The sequence below is a fragment of the Staphylococcus sp. GDH8C109P genome, from assembly GCF_017893405.1.
Classification (GTDB): domain Bacteria; phylum Bacillota; class Bacilli; order Staphylococcales; family Staphylococcaceae; genus Staphylococcus; species Staphylococcus cohnii.
The window spans coordinates 217,625-237,453 of sequence record NZ_JAESMX010000001.1; the positions used below are offsets into that span (position 1 = coordinate 217,625).

Consider the following 19,829-nt stretch of genomic DNA (forward strand, 5'->3'; position numbering starts at 1 on the left):
TTATCTAGAAAAAGAGTTCACGCGCTAACACGTAAGCCCAATGGGTTTGCGTGTTTTTTTATTGCAAGACGCGTTAATATCATTTATGATTCGAAATTGTGTCAGACAAAGATAAGATTCAATGAAATACATCGTCAAGATTATTTAATTTGTTCATCTTTGTTAGTGAAACTGATATAATTAAAAGTGTAAATTATAGAAGGAGTATTGACTGATTATGAAGGCACAACCTAAAACAAAAGAAATTAGAACAGGTCATTTTCTTGCTTATACTTCACTTATCATAGCAATATTATATGCCATCCATTTATTTGTTATTTTAGATGATAGTGTAATAAAACAAATGTTAATAAATAGTAGACAAAAGCCTTCTGAAAACGCAATTGGTGTGATAAAAAACAGTTTCCAATTTACAGGTATCATGTATGTGATTGCTAACTTAACAGGGATTATTGCGATTTGGAATAGGCACACGTATTTGTGGTGGTTTATGTTTGCAGTATTCGCTTCACAAATTTTATATAATTTAGTGAATATCAGTGCGGTTTATGAGGCGATATTAGATACAAAATCAATGATAAATATCTTACCGTTAACAATTGTATTAATCATGTCACTTATTTTAGCGATTTATATGTTGGTTGTTTCAATCAAACGTAAAAGTACATTTAATAGATAGAAGTTTGCTAAATAAGTCAAACGTGTGATATAATGCGGTTCGTATATAATGAATGGAGGACAATTTTTATGCATACATTTTTCATGATCATTTTAATTTTAGATTGTATTGCATTAGTGACTGTTGTATTACTCCAAGAAGGTAAAAGTAATGGACTATCAGGTGCGATAAGCGGTGGCGCTGAACAGTTATTTGGTAAACAAAAACAACGTGGCGTTGATTTATTCTTGCATAGATTAACAATTGTATTGTCTGTCATTTTCTTCTTGTTAATGTTAGGCATAAGTTATTTTGGTTTATAAGGTCCGACAATGTAAAAGTCGGGCTTTTTTATTTATAATAGAAGTATTCGGCTTTTAAATGCTTCAAAGTAGGGAATATATTTTGAGTACAACTGATATCATATTTATTTTAATAGCTTGGACGAAAGGATTGAATCACGATGCAAATTAGATTACCAGAACCATTCTTTTTTGAAGAAGGTAATCGCGCTGTATTACTTTTACATGGTTTTACTGGAAATTCTTCAGATGTAAGACAATTAGGGCGATTCTTACAAAAAAAGGGTTACACTTCTTATGCGCCACAATATGATGGGCATGCAGCACCACCAGAAGAGATACTTCAATCTAGTCCATTTGCATGGTATAAAGATGCGATAGATGGATATGAATTCCTTGTGGATAAAGGATATGATGAAATTGTGGTTGCTGGCTTATCACTCGGTGGTTGTTATGCATTGAAAATAAGCTTAGATAGAGATGTAAAGGGTATTATAACAATGTGTTCACCTATGTATATTAAGACTGAAGGCGCAATGTTTGATGGTGTCTTAACGTATGCACGTAATTTTAAAAAATACGAAGGCAAAGATGAAACAACCATAGAAAAAGAAATGGATGTGTTTCATCCAACAGATACTTTAAAAGATTTACAAGGTCAAATTCAAAGTATACGTAATCAAGTAGATGAGGTTATGGATCCGCTACTGGTTATTCAAGGTGAGCAAGATCAAATGATTAATACAGATTCTGCTAACATTATATACAATGAAAGCGACTCAGATGATAAAGAGATTAAATGGTATGCGAATTCAGGACATGTCATTACAATTGATAAAGAAAAAGAACAAGTTTTTGAAGATATATACCAATTCTTAGAATCATTAGATTGGTCCAAATAAATTTACAGTATTTAATAAAAGAAAGGAGGGGCATAATGAATTTAAAGCAATCCATTGAAGAAATTATTAAACAACCAGATTATGAACCCATGTCTGTATCAGATTTTCAAGATGCATTAGGTTTAAATAGTGCCGACTCATTTAGAGACTTAATCAAGGTACTTGTTGAATTAGAACAAACAGGATTAATTCAACGTACAAAGACGGACAGATACCAACGTAAGGAATCTAAAAAATCAAAGCAATCAAAATTAATACAAGGTACACTTAGCCAAAATAAAAAAGGTTTTGCATTCTTACGTCCTGAAGACAAAGATATGGATGATGTCTTTATCCCACCTACGAAAATCAATCGTGCAATGGATGGAGATACCGTACTTGTCGAATTACAACATTCTAAAGGTGAACATAAAGGTAAGCTAGAAGGTGAAGTGAAATCAATTGAAAAGCACTCTGTTACTCAAGTAGTGGGTACGTATAGTGAGGCTCGACACTTTGGTTTCGTATTACCTGATGATAAACGCATTATGCAAGATGTCTTTATTCCGAAAGGCCATAATTTAGGTGCGATAGATGGGCATAAAGTCTTAGTACAAATTACAAAATATGCGGATGGTACCGATAACCCAGAAGGCCAAGTTTCTGCAATTTTAGGCCATAAAAATGATCCAGGTGTCGATATCTTGTCGATTATCTATCAACATGGTATTGAAATTGAATTTCCAGATAAAGTGTTAGAGGAAGCTGAAGCTGTTCCAGATGAAATTAAACCATCTGAAATCGAAGGGCGTCGTGATTTAAGAAATGAGCTAACTATTACAATTGATGGCGCAGACGCTAAAGACTTAGATGACGCAATTAGTGTCAAAAAGTTAGATAATGGACATACGCAATTAACGGTAAGTATCGCCGATGTCAGTTATTATGTAACGGAAGGATCAGCATTAAATGAAGAAGCGTACGATCGTGCAACAAGTGTTTATTTAGTTGACCGTGTAATTCCAATGATACCTCATCGACTTAGTAATGGTATTTGTTCATTAAATCCACAAGTAGATAGATTAACTTTAAGTTGTCAGATGGAATTAGATGAACGTGGTCATGTGGTTAATCATGAAATCTTTGATAGTGTGATTCATTCAAATTATCGTATGACATATGATGAAGTGAATGAAATTATTACAGATCAGAATGAAGACACGCGCAAACAATATAACGAAGTTACACCAATGCTAGATTTAGCTAAAGACTTATCAGAACGTTTAATCAATATGCGCAAACGCCGCGGTGAAATTGACTTCGATATCAGTGAAGCAAAAGTACTTGTCAATGATGAAGGTATTCCAACCGACGTAGAATTAAGAAAACGCGGTGAAGGTGAACGTCTCATCGAATCGTTTATGTTAGCAGCCAATGAAACGATAGCAGAACATTTCGATCGTTTAAATGTGCCATTTATATATCGTGTGCATGAGCAACCAAAATCAGAACGTTTACGTCAATTCTTTGATTTTATTACTAACTTTGGTTTAATGATTAAAGGTACTGGTGAAGAAGTGCATCCATCAACTTTACAAAAAATTCAACAAGAAGTAGAAGGCCAACCAGAGCAAATGGTCATTTCTACAATGATGTTACGTTCAATGCAACAAGCACGTTATGATGATGTGAATCTAGGTCACTTCGGTCTGTCAGCAGAGCACTATACGCACTTCACGTCACCGATTCGTAGATATCCAGATTTAATCGTGCATAGACTCATTCGTAAATATCTTATTGATAAAGCAATGGATGATAAAACACTTAATAAATGGGAAGAAGCATTACCAGAAATTGCTGATCATACATCACAAAGAGAACGTAGAGCGATCGAAGCAGAACGTGACACTGATGAATTGAAAAAAGCAGAATATATGGTTCAACATATTGGAGAAGAATATGAGGGTATCATTAGTTCCGTGGCTAATTTTGGTATGTTTATCGAATTGCCAAATACAATTGAAGGTATGGTACATGTATCAGAGATGACAGACGATTACTATCACTTCGATGAACGTCAAATGGCAATGATTGGAGAACGCCAAGCTAAAGTCTTTCGCATCGGTGATCCAGTTACAATCAAAGTTGTTAACGTAGATGTTGATGAGCGTATGATCGATTTCCAAATTGTTGGTATGCCATTACCGAAAAAAGAGCGCAGCCCAAGACCTTCACGTGGTAAGACCATTCAAGCGAAACCACGCGGTCAGTCATTAGATAATTCAAATAATGATAAAAAGGGCAAGAAAAACCAACGTAAAGGTAAAAACCAACGCAATAAAAATAAGTCAGCAAGTGGTAATACCAAACACAAACCATTTTACAAAGATAAAAAAGTGAAAAATAAAGCTCGTAAGAAGAAAAAATAATTCAACAAAGAGGTGAAACTCAATGCCAAAGAAAAAATCACCAGGAACATTAGCTGAAAATCGTAAGGCCAGACATGATTTTAATATAGAAGATACGATTGAAGCGGGCATTGTGTTGAAAGGGACAGAAATTAAGTCCATTCGTCGTGGCAGTGCAAACCTTAAAGATAGCTATGCGCAAGTAAATCGTGGCGAAATGTTTTTAAATAATATGCACATTGCCCCATATGAAGAAGGAAATCGATTTAACCATGATCCACGTCGTTCACGTAAATTACTATTACACAAACGTGAAATAGAAAAATTAGGGGAACGCACAAGAGAAATTGGTTATTCCATTATTCCTTTAAAACTCTATTTGAAACACGGTCAATGCAAAGTTTTACTTGGTGTTGCAAGAGGTAAGAAAAAACATGATAAACGTCAAGCATTGAAAGAAAAAGCAATGAAACGTGACGTAGATAGAGCACTTAAAGCGCGTTATTAAGCGAAAATATTGCCAAAGACATTGATCTTTGGTAATATAATATGTGCTTTCTGAAAAAGATAGATGATTAAATCTGCAGAAAGTACATTATATTATTACGGGGGCGTTTTTGGATTCGACAGGGGTCCCCGAGCTAGTTAAGCGTGTCGGAGGGTTGTCTCCGCACCAACACACACAGTTAAAAATTAACTGACAAATCAAACAATAATTTCGCAGTAGCTGCCTAATAGCACTCTGCATCGCCTAACTGCATTTCCTATGTGCAGTTAACGCGATTCAACCTTAATAGGATACGCTAGGCACTGCCGTTTGAAGTCTGTCTAGAAGAGATTAATCGAACTAGCATAATGTCGGCTGTCTATCACCTAACATTATGCGAAATACCTTGATAGACTACACACGTAGAAAGATTAGTATCAGGACCTCTGGACGCGGGTTCGAATCCCGCCGTCTCCACTATAGAGCCTGCAACCCATGTGGTTGTGGGCTTTTTATTTTTGTTGCCCCAATATTGCCCCAGTTTTGCCCCAAGTAAATAAAAAACACCCTTATTTTAGGGTGTCATAGTATTTATAAATTCTATACTTTGATGGTACAAACAGTAAAAATTATCTTCAGTTTTTACTGTTTTATAGGAGTTATAACAATGGTTTTTATCATTAACGTTTAGAAATTTTTGTAAGGTGTCTATACATAATTCTATCTCTTTTTTTGGATTGTTAAATGTGAAATTTTTATTTTGATTTTTTTCCCAATGATCAGCTAACATGTATATACAAAATAATCTAATTGTATCCATTTCATAATTTTCTAAATTTGATTTTTCCTCATTTTCATTTTGGTTAACTTCTATTCGTTTTTGGCTTATTAAATTTTCACAATATTTTATAATAATAATGTTCATACAGTCAAAATATTTAAGCTTATAATAATCATTCTCATCTTTATAAGTAAATCTTAATGCTGCTCTAAGCTGATATAAATTATCTGTTTTAATTTCTGATAGTCCTGCAATTTCAAATAATGTCTTTCTCCATTCTGATTTAGAATCCAATTCATTTAGCAGGGTTTTCTTGTGATTATCTGTAGTGTATTTATATACTAAAAAAGCGATTAATGTAGGTGATAAAATCTTTAACAAATTAATATGGTTGCTAATAATGTATGTTTTGAATTTATCACAAAATATTAAGAATAAGATGAAAAGTAAAATGAAAATAAATAATAATATAATTTTATTGAAATTTTTCTGTAAAAATTCTTTCATTCATTCACCTCATAAATATTTTATTATTTCTTTCTGTGTACTAGGGTACAAATGCCCATAGCGTGAGCTTACTTCTTCAATAGAAGAATGTCCTAATCTTTGAGCAATTACCATTAAACTAGCACCATGATTGACTAACATAGACGCATGGCTATGTCTTAGCTCATGAATAACGATACGTGGGAACGTTTCACCGTCTGGTAATTCATCGTCTAATATTTTTAATGTGCTAGTAAACCAACGATCTATAGTTGATTCACTGAATGCTTTAAAAAACGTTCCAAACAATACATAGTTATCTTTATATATGTGATTATCTTTATACCATTTTAAATATTCTTGTAAGTCGTCCATCATATGAGTGGGTAAGTATATATCACGTATAGCTGCTTTCGTTTTAGGGGCTGTCACTTCACCGTGATAGTCCGTTTTGTTTATATGGATATAATCATTGTCAAAGTTGATATCTTCCCAGGTGAGCGCTCTAATTTCTCCCTTACGTGCGCCACTCGTGAAAAGCAATTTGAAGAATAATTTTTGTTGTATGTTAGGCAAAGCGTCGTAAAATTGATTAAATTGGTCTAATGTCCAATAATTTAATCGTTTTTGTGATTCAATTTCAAAGTTACCTACTAATGATGCAACATTCTGCTTTAGATCATGATACTTCATAGCATGGTTTAGTATAGATACTAGAAATACGTGCATTTTCTTCAAATATTCTGCAGAACGTCCTTCCTTCATTTTCTTATTCTGAAACTTCATCACATCTTGTGTAGTCATGTTGAAAACGTCCATTGATTTAAAATAAGGTACTAAATGATTATTAGTATGTGTCTTTAATGCTTTCACACTTGATGATTTACGGCGTGCTGTGTACCAATCAATATATTCTTCTACTAACTTATCAAATGGCAATTGATTAATCTTGCCAATACCCTCTAATTCGTCCATATAAGCGTTACAAGCCTTCACAGCTGCCTTACGTTGTTTATATCCAGTACGCTTAACTTCTTTACGTTCTCCCGTTTTCTCATAGTATCTGATACGGAAGTAATATGTACCACGTTTAGCATCTTTATAGATGTTGTGGGATAGTTTAAGGTCGTGTTGCATGGGATTCACCTACTTAATATAATTTACCTTCGTCATATGTAGTTCTCATAAATTCCATGACTTTTTCATAATCAACATCATTTTTTAATAGGTTTTGTATTATTTGTTTATCTTTCTTATCTTTTTCTTTGCGATATTTTTCTATAGCATCTTTATCTGAAATACTTAATAATAATTCGGGATAATTTTTAATTAATTCTATAACTTTCATATTGATAGTTTTATACAATTCTTCTTTAAAGTCGGGCGGTAATTCAACCGTTACAGTTTTCTCATCGTAATCATTTAATTTTAAGTCATAAAAAACCTTATAATTTGTATCTAATAAATAGTTTAACTTGTAATAAGGATTTTCAACTAACCTTTTGTGATCTCTTTTCTTTAAATATTTATCGATACCTTTTATTTGTTTTACATTTTCGTCTACATGTTCAGGATCAAAGTAATCAATTTCTAAGCGGCCACTAGCTTTTAGTTCATTATATATATCACTATTCTCATCTAATGTATCATAATACCCGGCTAAAATTCTAAAATCATTTAAAATCTCATCAGTGTCAAAATAGGTAAGTTCTTTCGCTATTTTTTTTAATAATTCATCATTAGGTACCACTTTATTATTTTCTATTCTTGATAGGTAGGCATGAGTAATATTTATTTTTTTTCCTAATTCTTCAAGCGTGAATTCATTTTCTTTTCTTGCTTTTCTAATAGCATTACCAAGTGTTCCTTCGCTATACATATTTATCACCTCGAATTGATGATAACAAAATGTAACAAAAAAAGATAACATTTTCAAATTTGTTCTTGTAATGTTACTTTATTTAGTATATTATAAAGGTGTATTAAATAAATGTTACTTTATTTAGTAACAAAAGGAGGGGGAAATATGGTGAAAGTAGACATACTTGAACTAAGAGGCTTAATTGCTAAAAGAGGTCATAGTTTGCGAAGTTTTTCGAAAAATAGTGGTATTTCAATTTCTTATTTAAGTGAAATAGTTAATGGCAAGGTAAGTCCAAGTCCTAAAATGGCAAAAAGAATTTCAAATGCTTTAGGTGTCGAAATTGAATACTTATTTAAATTTAAAAAGGAGGAAATGAAATGACAAATTTAGAATATCCAATGTTGTATATCGCGAGACGTGAAAAAGGTGATACTCAAAAAGCAATAGCAAAGAAACTTAGTATTTCACCACAACGATACCAGTTAAAGGAGAGTGGTAAGGCAAACTTTACATTACCAGAAGCTAAAATTTTATCTGAATTGTATGGAATGAGTATTGATGAATTATTTAGCAATTCAATCAAAGTAGGTTCGTAGGAGGTTATAAAATTGAAAAACTATTTGGTTTACATGTTGCTATCAATTATAGCCACATTATTTATTGGAGTATTAACGGATATATTCTTTGCATTTACATTTTACGGAATTATGGCGTTATCAGGATTTACATTTAAAAATTTGGAGGTTAATTAAATGAAGATGCTTAACGATGTACTTGAAACGATAGATTATGTCGATTTAGAAAATAAAATACAATCATGTATGGACTATTTAGGTACAGAGATTGAACAATTAGAACAAACGAGAGAATGGGCGATCAAGAATAACGAATTTAGACTCCAACAAGAAATCAACAATGCATGGAAATCGCAATATGTTGCATTATCAATTTTAAAAAGTATTAGAGAAGATAATGAACGTATGAATGATGAAGTGAAAATGATAGTCAAAAAAGCAAGAAAAAAAGCGCATCTGTACAGTCGCCAAACTCAACAGATAACGCTTAAACACAGATATTTAGTTAAATACCTATCAAGAATATAACATAAATGAAAGGTTGGTTGTATGGACGAAACAACTCTATATAAAAAACATTTTGAATTTCATTCAAATTTAGATTATATCAATACAACAAGTTTATCCAGAATCAAGGAGATTAGTAAGCGGATTAATTTCGCTTCTATCTCAAGTGATAAACAAGTTTTTAATAATAAAGGTAATTTATATCATCGTGAAAAGAATGATATTGGTGATTACATTAGTAACCTTACATTAGATTATATCATAATTCCTAAAGAAATTGGAGTAATTTACGGAATTGTAAATACTAAAATTACAGAAAATGATAATGGTGAAGAAGAAAAGAAAGCTAGTTTTAAAGCAGACACATTCAACAATTACGCAAGATTTATTGCAGATCTCATATCAGATAAAGTCATTTATTCAGATGAATTAGATGCATTTTTAATAGTTAAAAGTAACACGTATGAAGTTATAGATGAAACTAATTTTGCATTAAATTATTCAGTTGATAACAAGCATCAAATAAACGACTTTTTAGAAGTTATGCTTGAAATGTATCGAGAACACTTAAATGTTGAACATGGTTACAATATCCTTCCATATACCATTGCAGGTAATGACTGGATATACGACTGTAGGCAGTTGTAGTTCAGAGAAAAATCACTTAATACAAATGAATTATATGCTAAAAAATATGATGTTAATACGTCAGCGGTTGATACAGATACACCTAAAGAATTCTATGATCTAGTTACTGAAAGTGATAAAAGTAAAAATAATTTAATGTTAATGCACGCTTACACAATGTATCGCAAGATGAACCTGATACAGGCTGAGAAATGGTTCCTTATGAAGGATTTTGGCCGTTCAGGCAAAGGGTTACTGATGACTACATTTGATGCATTGTTACAAGTGAATAAAGTAAATTTTGACAGTTTAATTTCAGGTGGTTTTGAAGCATCTAATGAATGGATGAATTTTTACGGTGCAGATATCGCACATGCCAATGAAACTGGTGAAATAACAAAAGTAATGATGCGGATATTAAGAAAAATTGCTACTGGTGAAGTGATTTCTGGGCGTGGAATTGGCAGAAATGCATTCACATTTAAAAATAACGCAGTTTTAATTCTTGATACAAATGAAAGTGTGGATACAGGTGAGATTACAGCAAATACTACACGTACAATTAAAATTTCATTGAAAGATAGACCACTTAACGAATCGGATGAAGAACGTTATCAAATATTTAAGCCTTATTGGGATTTTGTACAACCAAATGGTAAAAAATCAGTAGCAGCTGCAGTTTCATTCTTAATTGTAAGTTTAGACTATCTTAAAGAAATCGGTCGAGAGTTTAAGTTTAATGATGTAACACTTAAACATTACTTTAGTGAAGATGAACTAACGGAAACACAAGTTAATATGTTGAAAGTTTTGAGTACACAAGGATTTGTTCTTGCAGGTGACGAAACACTTCAACGATTAGTTGAACAAGATTATAAAAGTTTACGCTACAAACAAGCTAAAGATGACATGAAAAAAATAGGTGTATCAATTAGTAATGATAAAAAAATTGAAGGCAAAAGCTACAAAGTCCATAAAATAGGTAATCAAGAATTATTTGATATGGCACATTCACTTATTGAGTGATTTTTCAAAAAGTCACTCTTATAAGGGTGACGGTTACTCTTACAGACACTCTTATATTGTTGATATAGCAGTCAGTCACTCTTGTCACTCTAATTTCTATAGCATTTTTTATAAATGTAAATATGTTTTATGACTATAGAGAAAATAAGGGTGACAAGGGTGACCGACACTCTTAATAAGGAGGTATTCAATGACAGGTTATCATGTAGCAAAATATTTATTAAAAAAGAATATTCAAGTTATACCTTTAAATCAATATAAGACACCTAGTGTTACTTTTGCAGATATAGATGTTAGTGATGATTTCATTGAATATCATTCAAGTTTTTATCATCAAACGCATGTACTGGGTGTACTTACACGTGGTGTGTGGTGTATCGATATTGATGTAAACCATGTTGAAGGTAAAAACGGATTTGAGAGTTTAAAGGTGGTTCCTTTCTATGATGAAATCGTAACTAATGCACAAAATACATTAGTACAAACAACGCCTAGTGGTGGTAAACACATAATATTCAAGAAACGTGATGATGTTGAATACGGTCAAAAAATAGATTATTTACCATCAATAGATATAAAGGCACATAATAATAACTATTTTGTGTTAGCAAACAGTCAGACACGAAAAGGTGTTTATAAACACAATAAAAAAGAAGTGACGGAATATAACGGAGAATTTGAAAAACGTATATTTTCTAAACGTGGCAATTATACACAGCAAGTATTAGAACCTTATTCTATGAAACAAGTGTTATCAGATCATAACTTTGACCACTTAGGTACTGGTAAAGGTGGATTAGGCAAACAAGCATATCAACGTATTGTAAATGGTGAAAGTGAATACAGAAACGATGATTTATATAAAGCAGTGAGTTATGCAAAGCAATGTAACATCGACATTGAACCATTGCGAATATTAATTGGGGATAATAAAAACGGTGATGTTTTTGATGAGAGAAGTTGGGAGGCGACTGTTAGAAGTGCAGGCTATTAATTTTGAAACAAATTATGATAAACAAGCTGAAATGATAGGATTAATTGTTGGAATACCAGAAGAAATGTATTTTTGTTCAATCAGTAGAGTATCAGTAGTTTATGTTGAATATATTGAGAATCAGTGGGTTGCATGGCGTGAAAGCTATATACCCAATAGTAATAGACGCACAAGTTATAAAGTAATTTCGCATGGTGGTTTTGAATTGGTAATGGCACGTATTAAAAATTATTTAGGATATATTAAAAAGAATAAATAACGTTAAATTTAATCAATAATGATTCGCATGTGAACCATTTTAAAGATATTAACGATTTATTATGTCTATATATAACAAAAGGAAATTTTGAATTAGTAATGGTAAGAGTGAAGAACTATCTAGCATATTAAAAAGAATAAAGGATGATGAATATGATACACAAGAGACCAACACAAACATTCACTTTAAATAAACAAAGACTGAATCATCTAGATATTAATCAATTAAAGTCTAACAATAAACCTATCTGTCATATCTATAAAACTTATGGTAAGTATCACTATTTAGAAATTGATTTCATTACATGTGATTGGTGTTTATCAAGTAAAGGTCAGGCATATCTACAATCTAAACTGAACATGGAACTATTAACCACATGGTTAAAGGGATACAACCTTAAGCTCAACCAAACAAGTGTGGGGCATATGACTATCTACTTACGAGCAGACATAAAGACAATAGAGTTCCTTATAAACGAATTGAATGTGATGTGCAGTAGTAATGCATATTGGTATCAGTATCGAATAGGTAACAGTATGCGGTGCATCGAAAGAGAGGTAGGTTATGTATCACCTATTAAACATGTGAAGAACAATGTAAACAAGGTCAAAGCATAAGGGAGTATGACATGTCTAAAGATGAATTGAAAGTATATATTATCAACTATGTTAAATACTATACCAATGTAACGTTTATTGATTTAGAAGAACTGTTTGAATCATTGCATATTGAATATCAAGGTGAGCTTACATTCGTACATGTAGACAATAACAATATAGTGTTGTGGCATGGTTGGAGTAATGAAGTGATTAGTATAGTTGGTGATCTATTAACATCAGAACAACTTGAACTAGAACGAACAGATGTAACAACATATGCAAGGCATGGTATGTATTTAGATTTACCTTTAATGTCAAATCCATTTGATTATTCAGACATACGTTGGTTACCTGTTGAATTAAAACTAGGCGATACTTTGAAAGCATTACTACATTAGGAGATGTTGTGTTATGACTTATAGCAAATTGTTGGCACGTTACTTATTATATTGCGAATCATCTAAAAAGGTATTAAAAGGTATAAATTATAAAAGTTATTTAGATATGAAAAATAAGTAAATGTAGGGTGGTTAACCGCACCCCCGGGTCAAATCAAATCAAGTTTATTTGAATACTAGGAGAACGGCGGGTGGTCTCGACTTTGCAATAATTTGAATAATTTACGCATATAACCCATATACCCCTACCCCCTATATTAGAAGAGGAGTAGATTAATGAAATTAAATGAAGAACAACGTAAAGCTCGTGAGAAGTTAGTTGCTAAAGAAGAAAAACGTTTGCTAGAGATATACAAAGACTTACCAAATGAAAAGTTAAAGGTAGCACAAGGTCTTATTAAGCAAGCAGCACGTAACAGAGTAATGTTGAACTACATGTGGGAGGACATACAAGAGAATGGCGAATACGATTTGTTTCAACAATCTCAAAATGTACCTGCTTATGAGCGTGAGAGACCTATTGCACGCTTATATAATACACGTGATCAATCATATCAACGAGCAATTAAACAACTAACAGACTTATTACCTAAAGAACATACACAAACTGAATCAAATGAACCATCTACGGATTATCTATAATCAACTTAAATATTACGGTTAGAAAATCATTAAAATCTTGCGCTGACTAATAAATACGGTCAACAAGATAAATTTTAAAAAACAAAGGAGCTGTTGTAATGAGCAATATAAATATTTTTGAATGGAACAAAGTGAAGAGTAAGATTAGAGATATTAGACAAGAAATTGATGATACTAAACAATTAGATACAATTGATAGAAATAAAAGTAGGTATCTAACTAATGTCTTACGTGAATTAAGTGTTCTTGAAAATATGGTAAATGATTTAATGGATCAAACAAAAGATAGTAATCCAGTTAATAAAATAAAAAGACTATATAACAGATATAAATAAGGAGAGATAAATATGTCTATAAAAAATGACGAAAAACCTAACGTGAATGAAATATTCCCAGTATACATTGAAGTGATTCAAAATATGCTTGAACAAAATAAAGGCATACAAAGTCAAGATTCGTATCAAGATAGAATAAATGTTCTTTTTGAGCAATTAGAGAATGGTAATCTTTCTGTAAATGAATATGATGATGTAGTGAACGAAATAGACGATTTAAGACGAGAAAAAGCAACTAATCCTAATGTGAATGGCCGAGTTGTTTTAAATTTACCTAATCACATTAATTCAATTGAAGAGCTGAAAAAAATAACAGAAAAAGAAGATAAAAAGGCTAATGAAGTGGTTAAAAGTGTTGAAGATGAAAATCATAAACTGAAACTTCAAATCGATGAATTACAATCAAAAATTGAATTAAATAATACGTATATTGGTGAAATAAACAATTATGAATCAATTAATGAACTAGTTAAACCCATCATCAATGGAGATAAAACATACTACGATTCAGAACGCTTTTACAGTGCTTTCATGTGGCATAAAACAATTGGTTTATTGTCTGCAAAAGGTAAAGGTAAGTCGGTTGTGAAGTATCCAGATTTTAATAATAGAGCAAAATAAAACAGTGGGCGCTGGCATGTGTGCCAGCGTCTGACTTCTATTTAAATGGGGAGGATGCCATGATTTTAAAGCGTGCTAAATCAGTTTTATTATATTTTGATGAACCTAAAGTAAGTGAGTATGAAATACTTATAAAATATAATCCGACTATTATCAATAAAAAGATATACTATCTTCAAGAACAAATAAATGAGAGCTATCATTTAAATATATCTCATACAGTGTGTGATGAAGTCAGTGGTGTTATATCAGTATCATATCCCATAGAAAAATTAGTTATATGGATTATACAAAAGCAAGAAGATTTAGATCGTTTTAAAAAGAATAGTGTTAAAAGAATGAATGTATTAAAGCAAATCGTTAGTGAATATACAAAACAAGAACAAAAGGAAGTAATGGATTATATACGTTCTAATGGTCGTATAAAAGCATTTGAGACGATTGATAAGTTGCAAAGAGATTTATATAAAATAAAACATTGTAACCAAATCAATTGTGCTAGAGTTCATAGAAGTACAACTGTAGTGTAAGGACTGTGATAACTATATGAAATATGATAAAGCTACATTAAAGAAATTTATAATTAACTATCATAGTGTACAGAAAAGCAATGATATAACCGAATCTAATGATGACATTGATGATTTCTTTGAACTCAATAATCAAGTGGTAACAGACTTTCGTGAAAATAATAATATAGAAGATGTAATACTTTATAATGAACTAGAAGAAATTGTAGAAGTAGTTGGTACAGATAAAGAGCATTATATATTTTGGTTGTTAAGTGAGGGATATTCATACAAAGAAATCGGGAATGTATTTTCAGTGAGTGCAGGTAGAATTGGTCAGATATTAGATGCGTTATTGAAAAAACTATCTTAAGAGTTATTATTATTATTAAGAGTAAAAGGAAATGTAGTCTTTTGTTAATTCCATCGTTATATTATACTAACTAAATAGGAACTCCTTAGGGGTCTTACCTTAGAACATCTTGCGAAGTAATTCGATGAGTAGTATCGTGAACGTTCCAATTTTCAAGTAATACTCAACATCTTCGCGATGTTCTTTTTATTTATAGATTTTATATGTACATATATATAGAAAGTTTCAAAAGAAAAAAGGATTTACTTAAAAAATCCTTATATGGAAAGGGGAAGGATGTTGAATATACATAATTTAATAGACTTTAATTACATAAAAAGAGCAATCAAAATTTTTATAATGGCAACAATTTTATTATTAATAACTATTATTATAGCTTACATTTTTACTCCTGGAGAAGAATTATTAAAGCAATTAGGAAATAAATCACCTGAAAGAGTAAGTGAAACACATGGTTTAACAAAAGTATGGGGATTTATACAAACTAATGGATTTCACGTACCTATACAAATGTTAATATTAGCATTAATACCTATACCTTTTTTATATACACTTAACCTCATAGTCTCAATAATAATACCAGGTATAATGTTTGGTTTTTTGATTAATTTTGATCCTTATAAAGGTTTCACAGGTTTTATATCGTATATTCCACACTATATGTTCGAAGTATTTAGTTTCTGTGTAATGGTTAGTGGTCTTTATATGTTAAACAAAACTATAATACGAAAGATAAGTAATATTTTTAGAAAAAATAAAAAAAGAGACGACTCTTTAAGAATTAGCCTAATAATGTTATTTAAATTGTATTTTCTAATGTCTTTACCTTTAATTGTCCTAGCTGCATTTACTGAAACATATGTTGCAGATATGTTATTAAAATTAATGAATTAAAATGATATTGATTTATAAAGGGTAGGCACTTATGTGCTTGCCCTATTTTTTGTGGTATCATTTAAGTGAATTATTCAGAAACTCGACATGAATAAAGCAATTGAAAAATACAATAATGTGAAAGAGGTAAAATTTAATGAATTCTTATTATATTCTCATTTTTTTAATTTGGCTTATAAAAGAACAAATAAATTTATTTGTTTTATTATATGAAAAATTTAGTTTTCCTTTGTTATTTTTAGTTATAATCATCGTTTTTCGAAAAGAAATTTCTAATTTATTAAAAAGAGTTCGTCAAATAAATGTTGAAAATAATAGTGGCCAAATCAGTTTTTTATTATCGGAAATGAATGATTTGAAAACCGATATGGAGAATTCGACCGTTTCTCAGATTAGGCAATATGGTGAAGATGTTAGAGAAAAAGGCTCACTTGGTGGACCACCAGAAGAAAAATATGAACAAAACCCTGAGTTTAATGAAAGTTTTAATTTAATTCATTTATCTGAAGAATTACATAAAGAATTAGCTCTAAACGGTCCTTTTGATGCTATTGAAAAATTATATAAAGCTTATACTTTTCTTACTGAAGGAAAGGATACAGAAGATGATAATCCTACTAAAATCATAAAAGATGTATATCTTACTGCTATGAGTATAAAAGAAAATGGAGGTTATTTATTAGACGATAAGCTTATTTATAACTACAGAAGTTTTATTGAATTAAGTTATAAAGGATTAGAAAAAAGAAATGCTAAAGGATAAGTATTTTTAAACAATTTTGTTTCGATACATATCAAACCACCCACACATGTCACTGGGTGGTTATTTTTGTTTTCTAGTAGCTTTCTAGTAACTTACGAGTAATAATATACATCTTTACATATACGAACAAGTGTTTCGTTATATTCATGAGGTGATAATATGAAAGTAATAAATCCAGACGCACCAGATGAATATAAATATGAAACTGATTACCGTAAAATACCTAGAGAGTATCTTAACTCACGTATACCACAAGGGCGTGGCATGGTTAAGTGGCAAGCTTTCAAGACCTTACCCGAACAATACGAGAGATTAGAACAGTACATACAAGACCAAAATAAAGTTGATAGACCATCATTAAGCGACCACCAATTGAATGATTTAAACGATAAGTTAATATTCAAAATGTACAATGATCCTAAAATTGAATTACGTTATTTTGTGGATAGATATATTAAAACTAAAGATGGTTGCATTCACAATGTAGATGTTCACACACAAACACTACATTTATATGAAGAAAGTGGAATGTGTAAGTTAGATTTGAAAGATATTGTGGAAATAAAAAAAGCCCACCTAAATGAATAGGTGGGTTATTTTACCTGACATTTTAATAAACTTAAAGATAAAGAGCAATAGAAAGTTTGAATTAACCTATAAAGAATTCCTCCTAAAAAAGATAAAAATATATACCTATAGATAAAAACTATGGGATATGTAAAATACATAATAATATGTTATAATTAAATAAAAAGTGGGTGAGATGTTGGAACTAATCTTATTATTGTGTAGCTCAGGTGTCGCAGGGTTATTCACATATATTTATTTAGATTATCTATCTATTTTTGATACAGAAAAATCAGAGATTAAAAAGATGTTTTCTATATTATTTTCACTAATAAGTGTCGGAATTTTTATATTAGTTAATAATTTTATAGGCATTATTATAAAAAATGAGTTGTTAAGCATATCAATAGCTTTATTGATATCTGCAATGTTGATAATATTCGTTCTTAATAAATATATTTATGTGTTTTTAATAAATAAATTTAGATCAAACATGAATAAAACTAGAATTGACTTTCAAAAGAATGCACTAATACATGAACATGCGATTGATTTCGTTCTTTCTAATAGACAAATGAGTTATTATATTGAATGTTATAATGATGAATCTATTGAGAAACCAGCTATGTACGGTTTAATAGCAAAACATGAAATTGACAATAATTTAGATGTAAGTTTCATAATTTCTACAACTAGCAAACTCACAAATCAAAAATTATCTAAAGCCGACTCATATTATGTGTATCATAAGACTAATACGACAAGTTATTATAAAATTTACGGATTTAAAAATTAATCATTTCCTATCTTTTCTGAAATCTTTTCCAAATTTTTCTTCTAATTTTGACTCACTTAATGTTTCGTGGTCGTGTGTATGGTTTCTATATCTTTTTTTTACAGGTTCATTACTTCTTTTTTCATGACCTAGACCACCTCCACCACGGTGCCCAGGGTCTTTAGGATTATGTTGTTGCTTTTTATTCTCATCACTCATAATATCACCACCTCTCAATGTCTAACTCAGTTAGGCGTTTTTTGATAAAAATATATAGGGCACAGTAGGGTGCCCTTGAAATTATGGGTATTAATTCACTTCATAACTTGCTGCTTTAGATGGGTCTTCGACTTTTATTCCTTGTTCACCTAGTCTTCTTATGACTTCGGCGCCATCTTCACTATTTGATTTTTCATTGATTTCATTTTGAATCTCAGCTTCACTTAAAGCGTTTGGATTTTGTTGTTCTTGAACAGGTTGTTGATTAGATGATGTCTGTTGCTCCTCAACCTGGGTATTTTGCTGTGATTGTTCCTGACTAGGTTGTTCTTCAACATTTTGTTGTTCTTGCGACTGAACATTTTCTTGTGCAGTGGGTTGTTCTTGCGTATTTTCGTCTTTTGTTACTTGTTTATTAGCTTCTTTAGTTTTTTTATCTTTTTCATCTTTAGATTTTTTATCATCTTTTTTCTTACTTTTCTTATCAGATGATTTAGTTTCTTTTTTATCATCTAATTTGCTTTCTTCACTATTTCCACATGCTCCTAAAACTAACGCGCTTGCTAATAATAATCCTAGTATCTTTTTCATTTTTCATTTCCCCCTTTATTTAATTTTTTTATATTCAAACACACGTAATGGTTCAAACTGTAATTATTGAAATTCGTGCAACTTATTAATGGATATCGTAAAAAAGATAATAATTTAATTGTACTATACCTAAAAAACAAAAGTGATAACAAAAAGTTATACTCTAAGGGGTTATTGATAACTTTATTTGTTATATTCTATATTAAGAGCGATTAGTTTTAATGATTTATGTTAGAATATTCTGTAAAATATAAAATGATAAATTGAATGAAAATAGTGGAGGACTGTAATGAATGGATCTATACATCATTTAGAAATATATGTAGAAGATATAAATAAAACTAGAAATTTTTATGAATGGTTATTACCTAAACTAGGTTATAGACTTTACCAAGATTGGGAAAATGGGTTTAGTTTCAAATTAGGAAAAACTTATATTGTATTTGTAGAAGTCGAAGAGGAGTATAAAAAGTATGGCTACCATAGAAAAAGAATTGGATTAAATCACATAGCTTTCAGTGTTTCAAATAGAAATAGAGTAGACTACATAAGTAATATTTTATTAGATAAGGGTATCAATATTTTATATGAAAATAAACATCCATATGCTGGTGGAGAACATCATTACACTGTTTACTTTGAAGACCCAGATAGAATTAAGCTAGAAATTGTTAGTGAGGAGTGACTA

The 19,829-nt window shown here is 30.7% G+C and carries 28 protein-coding genes, 1 other RNA gene and 1 pseudogene; 25 read left to right on the forward strand and 5 right to left on the reverse strand.

All coding sequences use genetic code 11. The features are described 5' to 3' along the window. The first annotated feature begins 217 nt into the window (after positions 1-217). From KA867_RS01065 to ssrA, 6 genes are all read left to right on the forward strand, one after another. Positions 218-679: a hypothetical protein gene (locus KA867_RS01065; RefSeq protein WP_210136777.1), complete on the forward strand. Its 462-nt coding sequence runs from the start codon at positions 218-220 to the stop codon at positions 677-679. A gap of 68 nt (positions 680-747) precedes the next feature. Then, positions 748-981: a preprotein translocase subunit SecG gene (secG, locus tag KA867_RS01070; protein ID WP_019469442.1), complete on the forward strand. Its 234-nt coding sequence runs from the start codon at positions 748-750 to the stop codon at positions 979-981. Between the two features lie 140 nt (positions 982-1,121). Then, the gene (locus KA867_RS01075; RefSeq protein WP_210136778.1) at positions 1,122-1,862 is read left to right on the forward strand and encodes an alpha/beta hydrolase; all 741 of its coding nucleotides are present in this window, start codon (positions 1,122-1,124) and stop codon (positions 1,860-1,862) included. 35 nt (positions 1,863-1,897) lie between these two features. After that, positions 1,898-4,270 carry a ribonuclease R gene (gene rnr, locus KA867_RS01080; RefSeq protein WP_210136779.1) on the forward strand — a complete coding sequence of 791 codons (2,373 nt, stop codon included), beginning with the start codon at positions 1,898-1,900 and terminating at the stop codon, positions 4,268-4,270. A gap of 22 nt (positions 4,271-4,292) precedes the next feature. After that, positions 4,293-4,757 carry an SsrA-binding protein SmpB gene (gene smpB / locus KA867_RS01085; RefSeq protein WP_019469439.1) on the forward strand — a complete coding sequence of 155 codons (465 nt, stop codon included), beginning with the start codon at positions 4,293-4,295 and terminating at the stop codon, positions 4,755-4,757. A 99-nt stretch (positions 4,758-4,856) separates the two neighbouring features. After that, positions 4,857-5,216, forward strand: a transfer-messenger RNA (tmRNA) gene (gene ssrA, locus KA867_RS01090). Positions 5,217-5,310: 94 nt separating this feature from the next. Here the strand turns inward: ssrA and KA867_RS01095 are convergent. From KA867_RS01095 to KA867_RS01105, 3 genes are read right to left on the reverse strand one after another with little or no spacing between them, the layout of a single operon-like run. Further along, positions 5,311-6,024, reverse strand: coding sequence for a hypothetical protein (locus KA867_RS01095; protein WP_210136780.1), 714 nt, complete (start codon positions 6,022-6,024; stop codon positions 5,311-5,313). A gap of 9 nt (positions 6,025-6,033) precedes the next feature. Continuing rightward, positions 6,034-7,140 carry a site-specific integrase gene (locus KA867_RS01100; protein ID WP_210136781.1) on the reverse strand — a complete coding sequence of 369 codons (1,107 nt, stop codon included), beginning with the start codon at positions 7,138-7,140 and terminating at the stop codon, positions 6,034-6,036. Positions 7,141-7,153: 13 nt separating this feature from the next. Beyond that, complete coding sequence (locus KA867_RS01105; RefSeq protein WP_210136782.1) at positions 7,154-7,882, reverse strand: helix-turn-helix domain-containing protein; 729 nt, start codon at positions 7,880-7,882, stop codon at positions 7,154-7,156. 147 nt (positions 7,883-8,029) lie between these two features. Here KA867_RS01105 and KA867_RS01110 point away from each other — a divergent pair, with 147 nt between their 5' ends. The 18 genes and pseudogenes from KA867_RS01110 (at position 8,030) to KA867_RS01195 (ending at position 18,352) form a co-directional block, all read left to right on the forward strand. Continuing rightward, complete coding sequence (locus KA867_RS01110) at positions 8,030-8,248, forward strand: helix-turn-helix domain-containing protein (RefSeq protein ID WP_210136783.1); 219 nt, start codon at positions 8,030-8,032, stop codon at positions 8,246-8,248. After that, complete coding sequence (locus KA867_RS01115; RefSeq protein WP_210136784.1) at positions 8,245-8,463, forward strand: helix-turn-helix transcriptional regulator; 219 nt, start codon at positions 8,245-8,247, stop codon at positions 8,461-8,463. Before KA867_RS01110 ends, KA867_RS01115 begins: the two co-directional genes overlap by 4 nt. 12 nt (positions 8,464-8,475) lie before the next feature. After that, positions 8,476-8,619 carry a hypothetical protein gene (locus KA867_RS01120; RefSeq protein ID WP_210136785.1) on the forward strand — a complete coding sequence of 48 codons (144 nt, stop codon included), beginning with the start codon at positions 8,476-8,478 and terminating at the stop codon, positions 8,617-8,619. Continuing rightward, on the forward strand, positions 8,620-8,970 hold the full coding sequence (locus KA867_RS01125; protein WP_210136786.1) for a hypothetical protein: 351 nt from the start codon (positions 8,620-8,622) through the stop codon (positions 8,968-8,970). 21 nt (positions 8,971-8,991) lie between these two features. Further along, positions 8,992-10,602, forward strand: a pseudogene (locus tag KA867_RS01130) (phage resistance protein). Positions 10,603-10,792: 190 nt separating this feature from the next. Then, positions 10,793-11,596, forward strand: coding sequence for a bifunctional DNA primase/polymerase (locus KA867_RS01135; protein WP_210136787.1), 804 nt, complete (start codon positions 10,793-10,795; stop codon positions 11,594-11,596). After that, on the forward strand, positions 11,583-11,855 hold the full coding sequence (locus KA867_RS01140) for a pathogenicity island protein (RefSeq protein ID WP_210136788.1): 273 nt from the start codon (positions 11,583-11,585) through the stop codon (positions 11,853-11,855). Before KA867_RS01135 ends, KA867_RS01140 begins: the two co-directional genes overlap by 14 nt. A gap of 152 nt (positions 11,856-12,007) precedes the next feature. Then, a complete protein-coding gene (locus KA867_RS01145; protein WP_245355885.1) occupies positions 12,008-12,472 on the forward strand; it encodes a hypothetical protein in 465 nt (154 codons plus the stop codon). An 11-nt stretch (positions 12,473-12,483) separates the two neighbouring features. Beyond that, positions 12,484-12,852, forward strand: coding sequence for a hypothetical protein (locus KA867_RS01150; protein ID WP_210136789.1), 369 nt, complete (start codon positions 12,484-12,486; stop codon positions 12,850-12,852). 276 nt (positions 12,853-13,128) lie between these two features. Then, entirely contained in the window at positions 13,129-13,494 is a 366-nt protein-coding gene (locus KA867_RS01155) for a hypothetical protein (protein WP_210136790.1), read from the forward strand. Positions 13,495-13,592: 98 nt separating this feature from the next. Then, positions 13,593-13,829 carry a hypothetical protein gene (locus KA867_RS01160; RefSeq protein WP_210136791.1) on the forward strand — a complete coding sequence of 79 codons (237 nt, stop codon included), beginning with the start codon at positions 13,593-13,595 and terminating at the stop codon, positions 13,827-13,829. Positions 13,830-13,841: 12 nt separating this feature from the next. Next, entirely contained in the window at positions 13,842-14,450 is a 609-nt protein-coding gene (locus KA867_RS01165) for an intermediate filament family protein (protein WP_210136792.1), read from the forward strand. 59 nt (positions 14,451-14,509) lie between these two features. Further along, positions 14,510-14,980 carry a spore coat protein gene (locus KA867_RS01170; protein ID WP_210136793.1) on the forward strand — a complete coding sequence of 157 codons (471 nt, stop codon included), beginning with the start codon at positions 14,510-14,512 and terminating at the stop codon, positions 14,978-14,980. A gap of 16 nt (positions 14,981-14,996) precedes the next feature. After that, a complete protein-coding gene (locus tag KA867_RS01175) occupies positions 14,997-15,332 on the forward strand; it encodes a sigma-70 family RNA polymerase sigma factor (RefSeq protein WP_210136794.1) in 336 nt (111 codons plus the stop codon). Positions 15,333-15,617: 285 nt separating this feature from the next. Then, on the forward strand, positions 15,618-16,226 hold the full coding sequence (locus tag KA867_RS01180) for a stage II sporulation protein M (protein WP_481906149.1): 609 nt from the start codon (positions 15,618-15,620) through the stop codon (positions 16,224-16,226). Positions 16,227-16,362: 136 nt separating this feature from the next. Continuing rightward, positions 16,363-16,989, forward strand: coding sequence for a hypothetical protein (locus KA867_RS01185; RefSeq protein WP_210136796.1), 627 nt, complete (start codon positions 16,363-16,365; stop codon positions 16,987-16,989). Positions 16,990-17,148: 159 nt separating this feature from the next. Beyond that, complete coding sequence (locus KA867_RS01190) at positions 17,149-17,577, forward strand: YolD-like family protein (RefSeq protein ID WP_210136797.1); 429 nt, start codon at positions 17,149-17,151, stop codon at positions 17,575-17,577. Between the two features lie 178 nt (positions 17,578-17,755). After that, positions 17,756-18,352, forward strand: a complete 597-nt coding sequence (locus tag KA867_RS01195) for a hypothetical protein (RefSeq protein ID WP_210136798.1) — start codon at positions 17,756-17,758, stop codon at positions 18,350-18,352. Here KA867_RS01195 and KA867_RS01200 read toward each other — a convergent pair whose 3' ends face one another. Together KA867_RS01200 and KA867_RS01205 are read right to left on the reverse strand one after the other, a co-directional pair. After that, positions 18,353-18,550 carry a hypothetical protein gene (locus KA867_RS01200; RefSeq protein ID WP_210136799.1) on the reverse strand — a complete coding sequence of 66 codons (198 nt, stop codon included), beginning with the start codon at positions 18,548-18,550 and terminating at the stop codon, positions 18,353-18,355. A gap of 90 nt (positions 18,551-18,640) precedes the next feature. After that, positions 18,641-19,141, reverse strand: coding sequence for a hypothetical protein (locus KA867_RS01205; protein WP_210136800.1), 501 nt, complete (start codon positions 19,139-19,141; stop codon positions 18,641-18,643). Between the two features lie 289 nt (positions 19,142-19,430). On the opposite strand from KA867_RS01205, the gene KA867_RS01210 reads away from it, so the two are divergent. Further along, positions 19,431-19,826, forward strand: a complete 396-nt coding sequence (locus tag KA867_RS01210) for a VOC family protein (RefSeq protein WP_210136801.1) — start codon at positions 19,431-19,433, stop codon at positions 19,824-19,826. Positions 19,827-19,829 lie beyond the last annotated feature (3 nt).

Excerpts from the sequence above, each read along its gene's own strand:
- KA867_RS01205 (WP_210136800.1), bottom strand. The coding sequence starts at position 19,141 with ATGAAAAAGATACTAGGATTATTATTAGCAAGCGCGTTAGTTTTAGGA.
- secG (WP_019469442.1), top strand. The coding sequence starts at position 748 with ATGCATACATTTTTCATGATCATTTTAATTTTAGATTGTATTGCATTA.
- KA867_RS01135 (WP_210136787.1), top strand. The coding sequence starts at position 10,793 with ATGACAGGTTATCATGTAGCAAAATATTTATTAAAAAAGAATATTCAA.
- KA867_RS01170 (WP_210136793.1), top strand. The coding sequence starts at position 14,510 with ATGATTTTAAAGCGTGCTAAATCAGTTTTATTATATTTTGATGAACCT.
- KA867_RS01190 (WP_210136797.1), top strand. The coding sequence starts at position 17,149 with ATGAAAGTAATAAATCCAGACGCACCAGATGAATATAAATATGAAACT.
- KA867_RS01105 (WP_210136782.1), bottom strand. The coding sequence starts at position 7,882 with ATGTATAGCGAAGGAACACTTGGTAATGCTATTAGAAAAGCAAGAAAA.
- KA867_RS01160 (WP_210136791.1), top strand. The coding sequence starts at position 13,593 with ATGAGCAATATAAATATTTTTGAATGGAACAAAGTGAAGAGTAAGATT.
- KA867_RS01065 (WP_210136777.1), top strand. The coding sequence starts at position 218 with ATGAAGGCACAACCTAAAACAAAAGAAATTAGAACAGGTCATTTTCTT.
- KA867_RS01100 (WP_210136781.1), bottom strand. The coding sequence starts at position 7,140 with ATGCAACACGACCTTAAACTATCCCACAACATCTATAAAGATGCTAAA.
- KA867_RS01110 (WP_210136783.1), top strand. The coding sequence starts at position 8,030 with ATGGTGAAAGTAGACATACTTGAACTAAGAGGCTTAATTGCTAAAAGA.
- rnr (WP_210136779.1), top strand. The coding sequence starts at position 1,898 with ATGAATTTAAAGCAATCCATTGAAGAAATTATTAAACAACCAGATTAT.
- KA867_RS01145 (WP_245355885.1), top strand. The coding sequence starts at position 12,008 with ATGATACACAAGAGACCAACACAAACATTCACTTTAAATAAACAAAGA.
- KA867_RS01200 (WP_210136799.1), bottom strand. The coding sequence starts at position 18,550 with ATGAGTGATGAGAATAAAAAGCAACAACATAATCCTAAAGACCCTGGG.
- KA867_RS01175 (WP_210136794.1), top strand. The coding sequence starts at position 14,997 with ATGAAATATGATAAAGCTACATTAAAGAAATTTATAATTAACTATCAT.
- KA867_RS01115 (WP_210136784.1), top strand. The coding sequence starts at position 8,245 with ATGACAAATTTAGAATATCCAATGTTGTATATCGCGAGACGTGAAAAA.
- smpB (WP_019469439.1), top strand. The coding sequence starts at position 4,293 with ATGCCAAAGAAAAAATCACCAGGAACATTAGCTGAAAATCGTAAGGCC.
- KA867_RS01150 (WP_210136789.1), top strand. The coding sequence starts at position 12,484 with ATGTCTAAAGATGAATTGAAAGTATATATTATCAACTATGTTAAATAC.
- KA867_RS01125 (WP_210136786.1), top strand. The coding sequence starts at position 8,620 with ATGAAGATGCTTAACGATGTACTTGAAACGATAGATTATGTCGATTTA.
- KA867_RS01210 (WP_210136801.1), top strand. The coding sequence starts at position 19,431 with ATGAATGGATCTATACATCATTTAGAAATATATGTAGAAGATATAAAT.
- KA867_RS01095 (WP_210136780.1), bottom strand. The coding sequence starts at position 6,024 with ATGAAAGAATTTTTACAGAAAAATTTCAATAAAATTATATTATTATTT.
- KA867_RS01075 (WP_210136778.1), top strand. The coding sequence starts at position 1,122 with ATGCAAATTAGATTACCAGAACCATTCTTTTTTGAAGAAGGTAATCGC.
- KA867_RS01185 (WP_210136796.1), top strand. The coding sequence starts at position 16,363 with ATGAATTCTTATTATATTCTCATTTTTTTAATTTGGCTTATAAAAGAA.
- KA867_RS01155 (WP_210136790.1), top strand. The coding sequence starts at position 13,129 with ATGAAATTAAATGAAGAACAACGTAAAGCTCGTGAGAAGTTAGTTGCT.
- KA867_RS01165 (WP_210136792.1), top strand. The coding sequence starts at position 13,842 with ATGTCTATAAAAAATGACGAAAAACCTAACGTGAATGAAATATTCCCA.